General features: G+C 63.4%; 10 protein-coding genes. 9 read left to right on the top strand and 1 reads right to left on the bottom strand.

All coding sequences use genetic code 11. From position 1 onward, the window contains the following. On the bottom strand, positions 1–539 hold a 539-nt coding region (locus FEM54_RS17485; RefSeq protein WP_138452137.1), incomplete at its 3' end, for a ParA family protein. A gap of 317 nt (positions 540–856) precedes the next feature. On the opposite strand from FEM54_RS17485, the gene FEM54_RS17480 reads away from it, so the two are divergent. From FEM54_RS17480 to FEM54_RS17440, 9 genes are all read left to right on the top strand, one after another. Continuing rightward, complete coding sequence (locus FEM54_RS17480) at positions 857–1,576, top strand: beta-ketoacyl synthase chain length factor (RefSeq protein ID WP_138452135.1); 720 nt, start codon at positions 857–859, stop codon at positions 1,574–1,576. Further along, complete coding sequence (locus FEM54_RS17475) at positions 1,552–2,364, top strand: lysophospholipid acyltransferase family protein (RefSeq protein WP_017138541.1); 813 nt, start codon at positions 1,552–1,554, stop codon at positions 2,362–2,364. The genes FEM54_RS17480 and FEM54_RS17475 overlap by 25 nt, the downstream gene beginning before the upstream one ends. After that, positions 2,342–2,611 carry a phosphopantetheine-binding protein gene (locus FEM54_RS17470; RefSeq protein ID WP_017138542.1) on the top strand — a complete coding sequence of 90 codons (270 nt, stop codon included), beginning with the start codon at positions 2,342–2,344 and terminating at the stop codon, positions 2,609–2,611. The genes FEM54_RS17475 and FEM54_RS17470 overlap by 23 nt, the downstream gene beginning before the upstream one ends. A gap of 9 nt (positions 2,612–2,620) precedes the next feature. Next, positions 2,621–2,875, top strand: a complete 255-nt coding sequence (locus tag FEM54_RS17465) for an acyl carrier protein (RefSeq protein ID WP_003187949.1) — start codon at positions 2,621–2,623, stop codon at positions 2,873–2,875. Then, positions 2,872–3,417, top strand: a complete 546-nt coding sequence (locus FEM54_RS17460; RefSeq protein ID WP_138452133.1) for a COG4648 family protein — start codon at positions 2,872–2,874, stop codon at positions 3,415–3,417. Before FEM54_RS17465 ends, FEM54_RS17460 begins: the two co-directional genes overlap by 4 nt. Further along, complete coding sequence (locus FEM54_RS17455) at positions 3,414–5,084, top strand: acyl-CoA synthetase family protein (RefSeq protein ID WP_138452131.1); 1,671 nt, start codon at positions 3,414–3,416, stop codon at positions 5,082–5,084. The genes FEM54_RS17460 and FEM54_RS17455 overlap by 4 nt, the downstream gene beginning before the upstream one ends. Positions 5,085–5,251: 167 nt before the next feature. Further along, the gene (locus tag FEM54_RS17450) at positions 5,252–5,986 is read left to right on the top strand and encodes a glycosyltransferase family 2 protein (protein WP_017138545.1); all 735 of its coding nucleotides are present in this window, start codon (positions 5,252–5,254) and stop codon (positions 5,984–5,986) included. Then, positions 5,983–6,918 carry an LpxL/LpxP family acyltransferase gene (locus tag FEM54_RS17445; protein WP_138452129.1) on the top strand — a complete coding sequence of 312 codons (936 nt, stop codon included), beginning with the start codon at positions 5,983–5,985 and terminating at the stop codon, positions 6,916–6,918. The genes FEM54_RS17450 and FEM54_RS17445 overlap by 4 nt, the downstream gene beginning before the upstream one ends. Further along, positions 6,902–8,443: an HAL/PAL/TAL family ammonia-lyase gene (locus FEM54_RS17440; protein WP_099548062.1), complete on the top strand. Its 1,542-nt coding sequence runs from the start codon at positions 6,902–6,904 to the stop codon at positions 8,441–8,443. Before FEM54_RS17445 ends, FEM54_RS17440 begins: the two co-directional genes overlap by 17 nt. Positions 8,444–8,459: the final 16 nt, after the last annotated feature.

Below are 8,459 nucleotides of genomic sequence, written 5' to 3'. Positions count from 1 at the left end.
CCTTCGTTGTGGTCTTCCTTCAATTCTTCGATTTCACGCAACAGACCATACAACGCCTGGCGCGAGAAGCTGTCGCAATCAAACGGGATAAGCACGCGATCAGCGGCAATCAACGCCGAAACCGCATAAAAATTCAGTGCAGGCGGCGTATCCAGGTAAATCCGGTCGTAATCTTCGCTCAACTCATCCAGCAGCTTTCGCAGCTTGTTGATCTTGTGTTTGGCCTCAAGCTTGGGCTGCAGGTCCGCAAGCTCGGCGGTCGCAGTGATCACGTGCAGGTTGTCGAATGGCGTTTCGTAGATATCCACCTGATTTTTCTTCGAAAACGGCCCGGAAGACAGGGTTTGCTTGAAGAAGTCGGCGATGCCCATCGGGATATCGTCGCCGGTCAGCCCTGTGAGGTACTGAGTTGAGTTCGCTTGTGCATCGAGGTCCACCAACAGGGTCCGATAGCCTTCACTGGCGCTCACCGCCGCCAGGTTGCAGGCAATGCTGGACTTGCCAACGCCGCCTTTTTGATTGAACACCACACGCCGCATGGAAAAAACCTCCGTGTATCAATGAATGTCCGAGTGTAGAGGGCAAAAGCGCCTGTTAGCTACCTCGTTCATCCATGCACTGGCGCATCACCTGTCGAACAAAAGGAGGAGTCCTACAATCCACACACCGCACGGGTAAAGGACAATCTGTAAATCTTTTCCGGCAAATTGTATTCATCCGTGAACAAATCTTTACCAAAGTTTGCTAGAACCCCACGGCACCGGGATAATGCGCGCCATTCGGCCATTGTTCCCTGTCCCGGTATTCGGGGCCAACGGCTGCACATGGAAGCCCGCAGGGGCGGGATAACTTCTCAGTGATCACTTTCAATATCGACCAATGGCGCGCCTGGGCTCCGGGCCTTGAGACTGCGCAGGACTGGCGCGCCTGGTGCCAGGCTCCGGTGTTAGTGCCGGCCAGCGATGCGTCACCCGATGTGTCGTTCCTGCCCGCCATGCAGCGCCGCCGCCTGAGCCGGCTGGCGCGCATGGCGTTCAGCGTGGGCTGGCCGTTGGCCGAGGGCCGGCAAGACCTGCCGCTGGTGTTTGTTTCCCGGCACGGCGAAACCCCGCGCACCCTCGATATACTCAGCGACCTGGCCAACGACGAACCGCTGTCGCCCACCCAGTTCAGCCTGTCGGTGCATAACGCGGTGATTGGCCTGTGGTCGATCCTGCGCAATGAGACCTGCGAAATGACCGCCCTCGCCGCCGCTGGCGATGGCCTGGAACACGGCATGCTCGAAGCCGCCGCGCTGCTCAACGAAGGCGCCCCGGCGGTGTTGCTGGTGATCACCGAAGAACAACCGCCTGCGGCTTACGCCGACTGGATCCATGATGTGCCCTTCCCTTATGCCCTCGGCCTGCTGCTGACCCCGGGCGACGAGTGGCAACTGGAACTAAACAGCGGCGCTGTCCAACTCAGTCAAACCCAGTGGCCCCACGCCCTGAACCTGCTGCGCACCCTGCTTACCGAGCGGGCCACCTGCCAACATGCCTGGAAGAACCGTGTATGGAACTGGCAACGCAAGCCCTGACCGACAAGCCACGGGACGCCTATTACTGGCGCCTGTTCGCCACCGCCGCGAGCTTCTTCTGCTTCGGTGTCGGCGGGCTGTGCCTGCGTTTGCTGGTGTTCCCGCTGCTCAGTTGCCTGCCAGGCAGTGCCGCTAAACACCAGCGCCGCGCCCGCCACACCATCAGCAAGCTGTTCTGGCTGTTTATCCGCATGATGCAACGCGCCGGTGTGCTGACCTACAGCGTTGAAGGCGCAGAAAACCTCGGGCGCCCCGGCCAGATGATCATCGCCAACCACCCGTCGCTGATCGACGTGGTGTTTTTGATCGGCCTGATGCGCCAGACCAACTGCGTGGTCAAGCAGAGCCTGTTCCAGAACCCGTTCACCCGTGGGCCGGTGCGCGACGCCGGTTACATCAGCAATGACGGCAGCGCCGATATGCTCGATGCCGCGGCCGATGCGCTGCGCGATGGCCAGACGCTGATCATCTTTCCCGAGGGCACGCGCACCACGCCCGGCGTAGCACCGGCCTTTCATCGCGGCGGCGCGGCCATTGCGCTGCGCGGTGCGACAATCATCACCCCGGTGGTGATCAAGGTCAGCCCCACCACCCTGACCAAGGCCGAACCCTGGTATCGCATTCCCAAACGCCGTTTTCACTTCAGTTTGCGCGTAGGTGCCGATATAGACCCACAGGCGTTTGCCACACTGGGGCCAGCGCCCCAGGCTTCACGCAAGCTCAACGATTACCTGCATCACTATTTCATTAAGGAGCTCGCCGAAGATGAGCAACCAACACAGCCTTGAGCACGACATAAAGGCGCTGATCATCGAGGCCCTGGGCCTGGAAGACATCAGCCCCGACGACATTGGCAGCGACCAGACCCTGTTCGGCGAAGGCCTGGGCCTGGATTCGGTGGACGCCCTGGAGTTGGGCCTGGCGATCCAGAAAAAGTACGGCATCAAGATCGATGCCGACGCCAAAGACACGCGCAATCACTTCACCAATGTGGCCAGCCTTGCGGCATTCGTCACGGCTAAAAAGGCAGCTTGAGACCGGACCATGCAAACTCGTGACGATATTTTCAACACCCTGCGCGATGCCTTGGTGGAACTGTTTGAACTGCCGCCTGAACGCGTCACCCTCGACGCCAACCTGTATCAGGACCTGGAAATCGACAGCATCGATGCCGTGGACCTGATCGACCATATCAAGCGCCAGACCGGCAAGAAGATCGCCGCCGAAGAGTTCAAGGCGGTGCGCACTGTCAACGACGTGGTTGAGGCGGTGTACCGTCTGGTCCAGCCTGCCGCATGAGCCGGCTTATCGGCCTTGGCCTGTTGCTGGCGGGGCTGCTGTACCCTTTTGCGGTGTATTACGGCACCGAGCACTTCGCGCCGTGGCAATTCGGTTTGCTGCTGGGCAGCCTGTGGCTATTGCGTGCGCTGACCGGCGCACTGCGCCCCGGCAGCCGCTGGATGGCCGTGGCGGTGATCGTGTTCTGCCTGCTGTTGGCCTGGTTCGACAACCCGCAGTTGCTGCGCTGGTACCCGAGCCTGGTCAGCGCGTTCATGCTGGCGCTGTTCGGCATGAGCCTCAAATACGGGCCGCCGATGGTCGAGCGTCTTGCACGCATGACCGACCCGCAGCTGCCGCCCAAAGCAATTGTGTACACGCGCCAGGTCACCGTGGTGTGGAGTGTGTTTTTTCTGTGTAATGGCTTGCTCGCCGCCGCCCTCACGCTGTGGGCGCCACTGAGCTGGTGGACGTTGTACAACGGCCTCATCGCCTACGGGCTGATGGGGCTGCTGTTTGCCGTGGAATGGCTGGTACGACAAAGGGTTCGAGGCCGCGTATGAATGGGTTGAAACTTGAGCACTTGTTGCTTGAGGCGCTGGAACAACGTTCGGTCACCACCGAACCTGCGATGGATCACGTCCAACTCTGCGAGCAGGCCCTGAGCCTCGCGGCGGGCCTGCAGGCGCGCGGCATCCAGCGCTTGGCGGTGCACCTGGAAGACGCAGGCGTGCTGGCCGTTGCCCTGCTGGGCGCCTGGCGTGCCGGGGTCAGTGTGCTGCTGCCTGCCGACTTGCAGCCCCAGACCCGTCAACGCTGGGACGACAGCGTGGACGCCTGGCTGGTAGAGGCCGCCGACCTTGACGCGTTGTATCAGCCGCCACTGAGCCCTGCCGCGCTCGACCTCGACGCCTGCCAATTAAGCCTGTGCACCTCCGGCTCCAGCGGCGAACCCAAGCGCATCGACAAGACCCTGCGCCAACTGGCCAACGAAGTGGCGGCGCTGGAAGCGCTGTGGGGCGCAGGCCTCAAAGACGCCTGCATCATCGGCAGCGTGGCCACCCAGCACATCTACGGTTTGCTGTTCCGGGTGTTGTGGCCGCTGTGCGCCGGCCGCACCTTTGTGCGCAAGCAACTGGCCTTCCCTGAAGACATGCAGCGCGCCAGCCGCGAACATGCGCAATTTGCCTGGGTCGCCAGCCCCGCACTGCTCAAGCGCATGGGCGACAACCTCGACTGGCCCGCACTGAGTAAAGTGTCGCGAGTGTTCTCCTCCGGCGGCGCGCTGCCAGTGGAGGCCGCCGGCAGCCTGTACGACCGCTTGCAGCAATGGCCGACGGAAATCCTCGGCAGCTCCGAAACCGGCGGCATCGCCTGGCGCCAGGGTGCACAGCCGTGGCAGCCATTTGCCGATGTGGAACTGAGCCAGGATGCCGACGGCGCCCTGCGCATTGCCTCGCCGTACCTGCCGGCCGGGCATATCGAACAAACCGCCGACGCGGCGCGCATTCATTCCGATGGCCGCTTCGAGCTGCTCGGGCGCCTGGACCGCATCGTCAAACTGGAAGAAAAACGCATCTCCCTGCCCATGCTCGAACAGGCACTGCTGACCCACGCCTGGGTCGCTGAAACCCGCCTGGGCGTGGTGCAGGAAAATCGCGCTTCACTTGGCGCGCTGGTGGTGCTGAGCGCCGAGGGCCTGCATGCGCTGCGCAACCAGGGGCGACGCAGCGTCACCCAAACCCTGCGCGAGCATTTAAGCCAACATTGCGAAGTCCTGGCCCTGCCACGTCGCTGGCGTTTGCTGCGCCAGCTGCCGCTGAACAGCCAAGGCAAACTGCCCCAGGCTGACGCAGAGGCATTGCTGCTGGCACCACGCCCAAAAGCACCCGAAGTGCTGGAACAGGTCGAAGCCAACGGCGAATGGACTGTGCAACTGAGCATCCCGCCGGACCTGGCCTACTTCAGCGGCCATTTCCCGGTCACACCGGTGCTGCCCGGCGTGGTGCAGGTGGAATGGGCCTTCAACCTCGGCCAGCAACTGCTCGATTTACCCGCAACCTTTGCCGGGATGGAAGTGCTCAAGTTCCAGCAACTGGTGCGCCCTGGTGATCAGGTTGAACTGCACCTGCGCTTCGATCCGGAGCGCGGCAAGCTGTACTTCGCGTACCGCAACGGCGATGCGGCCTGCTCCAGCGGCCGGATCGTGCTGGAGGCCCCAAGTGAATAGGCTTTTGTGGCGAGGGAGCTTGCTCCCGCTGGAGTGCGAAGCGCTCCCAACTCAGGCGCCGCAATGCGCCAGGATGCTCTCGGCCGACTGGACTGGGGCTGCTTCGCAGCCCAACGGGAGCAAGCTCCCTCGCCACAAGGGTCGCAGTAATCCTGGGAATGTTCAGCATGCATAACCCCTGCGCCCTCATCCCGGTCTACAACCACGAAGCCGCCGTACCCGCCGTGGTTCACAGCCTGTTGAACAGCGGCCTGCCGTGCCTGCTGGTCGATGACGGCAGCAGCCCGGCGTGCGCGGCGGTATTGGCGCAACTGGCAACGCTCGATCACGTCACCTTGTTGACCCTGCCAAACAACCAAGGCAAAGGCGGCGCGGTCATGGCCGGTTTTCGCGAAGCCGCGCGCCTGGGCTACACCCACGCGCTGCAGGTAGACGCCGACGGCCAACACGACCTGCGCGAAGTCGACAGCTTCCTCGACGCCTCGCGCACGCACCCAAACGCGGTGATCTGCGGCTACCCCGAATACGACGACAGCGTGCCCAAGGGTCGCCTTTACGCGCGCTACCTGACCCACGTGTGGGTGTGGATCAACACCCTGTCGCTGCAGATTCGCGACTCGATGTGCGGTTTTCGCGTGTACCCGCTGGCGCCGACGCTAGCCTTGATGGATTCGGCGTACATCGGCACGCGCATGGATTTCGACTCCGACATCCTGGTACGCCTGGCCTGGCGCAACCAGCCGATGCGCTGGCTGCCAACCCAAGTGCATTACCCTACCGATGGCGTGTCACACTTCCGCCTGTTCCGCGACAACGTGCGCATCAGCGCCATGCACACCCGGCTGTTCTTCGGCATGCTGGTACGCGCGCCGATGATTGTGTGGCGACGGTGGCAGGCATGAGCGACAGCACCAAACACTGGGCCGACCGCGAAGAGCGCGGCAGCTTCTGGCTGATGAAACTCACCGCGTTCGCGGCCAAAGTGCTGGGCCGCCGCCTGTTGAGCCCGGTGCTGTACGGCATTGTGTTGTACTTTTTCCTGTTCGGGCGCACGGCGCGCCAAAGTGCCTGGCAATACCAGCAGCGCCTGGCCGACTGGAGCGGGCGCGATGCGTTGCGCCCCAGCCATAAAAGCGTGTTCGGCCAGTTCATGGCCTTCGCCGACTCCCTGCTCGACAAGCTCGACGTGTGGAACGGCAAGCTGCGCATCGAACAGATCGAAATCAACGACCCGGCGCAATTGCGCGGGCAGTTACGCGGCGAGCGCGGCCAGATGCTGGTGGGCGCGCACTTGGGCAACCTGGAGGTGTGCCGCGCACTCGCAGAGATTGGCGAACAAGTCACCATGAACGTGTTGGTGCACACCAAGCACGCCGAACAATTCAACCGCCTGCTGGGCGAGGCCGGGGCCACGCATTTGCGCCTGATTCAGGTCAGCGAGCTGGACCCGGCGACCATGCTGTTGCTCAGCCAGCGCCTGGACGAGGGCGAGTGGCTGGCGATTGCCGGTGACCGTGTGCCCCTGCACGGCGGGCGCAAGGTGCGCGTGGATTTTCTCGGGCATGCCGCCGCCTTCCCCCAAGGCCCGTGGCTGCTGGCCGGCCTGCTTAAATGCCCGGTCAACCTGCTGATGTGCCTCAAGCACAATGGCCGCTATCGCCTGACCATCGAGCCGTTCGCCGCCTTGATCGAATGGAAGCGCAGCACCCGCGAGCACGTCATCGCCCAGTGGACCGCCCGCTACGCCGCACGCCTGGGCGATTTTTGCCTGGAGGCGCCCCAACAATGGTTCAACTTTTACCCTTTCTGGAAGACCGATGACCCCGCATCTTGAGCCGGTAATTTTTGGCGAACGCCACCTGCCAATCGAAGACGTGCTGGCCCTGGCCAACCGTCAGGCGCCCACGCAATTGCAGGATGACGCTGCCTATCGCCAGCGCATCGCCAAGGGCGCGCAGTTCCTCGACTCGCTGCTGGACAAGGAAGGCGTGATCTATGGCGTGACTACCGGCTACGGCGACTCCTGCGTGGTGGCGGTGCCGTTGCAGCACGTCGAGGCGTTGCCACGTCACCTCTACACCTTCCACGGTTGCGGCCTGGGCAAGTTGCTCGACGCCCAAGCCACCCGCGCCGTGCTCGCCGCACGCTTGCAGTCGCTGTGCCATGGTGTGTCCGGCGTGCGCGTGGAGTTGCTGGAGCGCCTGCATGCCTTCCTCGAACACGACGTGCTGCCGCTGATTCCGGAAGAAGGCTCGGTGGGCGCCAGCGGTGATCTGACGCCGCTGTCCTACGTGGCGGCGACCCTGTCCGGTGAGCGCGAAGTGCTGTTCCGTGGCGAACGCCGCCAGGCTGCCGACGTACACCGCGAACTCGGTTGGGAGCCGCTGGTGCTGCGCCCCAAGGAAGCCCTGGCCTTGATGAACGGCACCGCCGTGATGACCGGCCTTGCCTGCCTGGCCTTCGCCCGCGCCGACTACCTGCTGCAACTGGCCACGCGCATCACCGCATTGAACGTGGTAGCGCTGCAAGGCAACCCGGAACACTTCGACGAGCGCCTGTTCGCCGCCAAGCCGCACCCGGGGCAGATGCAAGTGGCCGCCTGGCTGCGCAAGGACCTGGCGATCGATGCGCCGACTGCGCCGCTGCATCGTTTGCAGGATCGCTACTCGCTGCGCTGCGCGCCCCATGTGCTGGGTGTGCTGGCCGACAGCCTGAACTGGCTGCGCTCGTTCATTGAAATCGAGCTGAACAGCGCCAACGACAACCCGATTATCGACGCCGAAGAAGAGCGCGTGCTGCACGGCGGGCACTTCTACGGCGGGCATATCGCCTTTGCCATGGACAGCCTCAAGACCCTGGTGGCTAACGTCGCCGACCTGCTCGACCGTCAGCTCGCGCTGCTGGTGGATGTGCGTTACAACCACGGCCTGCCGAGCAACCTGTCCGGCGCGCCGGCCGACCGCGCGATGATCAACCACGGCTTCAAGGCCGTGCAGATCGGCACCAGCGCCTGGACCGCCGAAGCGCTGAAAAACACCATGCCGGCCAGCGTGTTCTCGCGCTCCACCGAATGCCATAACCAGGACAAGGTGAGCATGGGCACCATCGCCGCCCGCGACGCAATCCGCGTGCTGGAGCTGACCGAACAGGTCGCCGCCGCCACCTTGCTCGCCGCCAACCAGGGCGTGTGGTTGCGCGCCCAGGCTGAAGACGCACGCCCACTGCCACCCGCACTGGCGGCCATGCATATCGAGCTGGCCAAAGACTTCCCGCCGGTGATCGAAGACCGCGCATTGGAAGGCGAACTGCGCCTGTGCCTCAAACGTATCGCCGAGCAACACTGGAGGCTGCATGCGTAGCCAGGGCGTGTTGCAT

Origin of the sequence: Pseudomonas edaphica (genome assembly GCF_005863185.1) — a bacterium.
GTDB classification, from domain to species: domain Bacteria; phylum Pseudomonadota; class Gammaproteobacteria; order Pseudomonadales; family Pseudomonadaceae; genus Aquipseudomonas; species Aquipseudomonas edaphica.
The sequence above is the reverse complement of the archived record's forward strand: the minus strand, read 5'-3'. Positions and strand labels throughout refer to the sequence as shown.

What these genes read in the sequence shown, in the direction of transcription:
- FEM54_RS17475 (WP_017138541.1), top strand. Translation starts at nt 1,552, where the DNA reads ATGGAACTGGCAACGCAAGCCCTGACCGACAAGCCACGGGACGCCTAT.
- FEM54_RS17470 (WP_017138542.1), top strand. Translation starts at nt 2,342, where the DNA reads ATGAGCAACCAACACAGCCTTGAGCACGACATAAAGGCGCTGATCATC.
- FEM54_RS17465 (WP_003187949.1), top strand. Translation starts at nt 2,621, where the DNA reads ATGCAAACTCGTGACGATATTTTCAACACCCTGCGCGATGCCTTGGTG.
- FEM54_RS17460 (WP_138452133.1), top strand. Translation starts at nt 2,872, where the DNA reads ATGAGCCGGCTTATCGGCCTTGGCCTGTTGCTGGCGGGGCTGCTGTAC.
- FEM54_RS17455 (WP_138452131.1), top strand. Translation starts at nt 3,414, where the DNA reads ATGAATGGGTTGAAACTTGAGCACTTGTTGCTTGAGGCGCTGGAACAA.
- FEM54_RS17450 (WP_017138545.1), top strand. Translation starts at nt 5,252, where the DNA reads ATGCATAACCCCTGCGCCCTCATCCCGGTCTACAACCACGAAGCCGCC.
- FEM54_RS17445 (WP_138452129.1), top strand. Translation starts at nt 5,983, where the DNA reads ATGAGCGACAGCACCAAACACTGGGCCGACCGCGAAGAGCGCGGCAGC.
- FEM54_RS17440 (WP_099548062.1), top strand. Translation starts at nt 6,902, where the DNA reads ATGACCCCGCATCTTGAGCCGGTAATTTTTGGCGAACGCCACCTGCCA.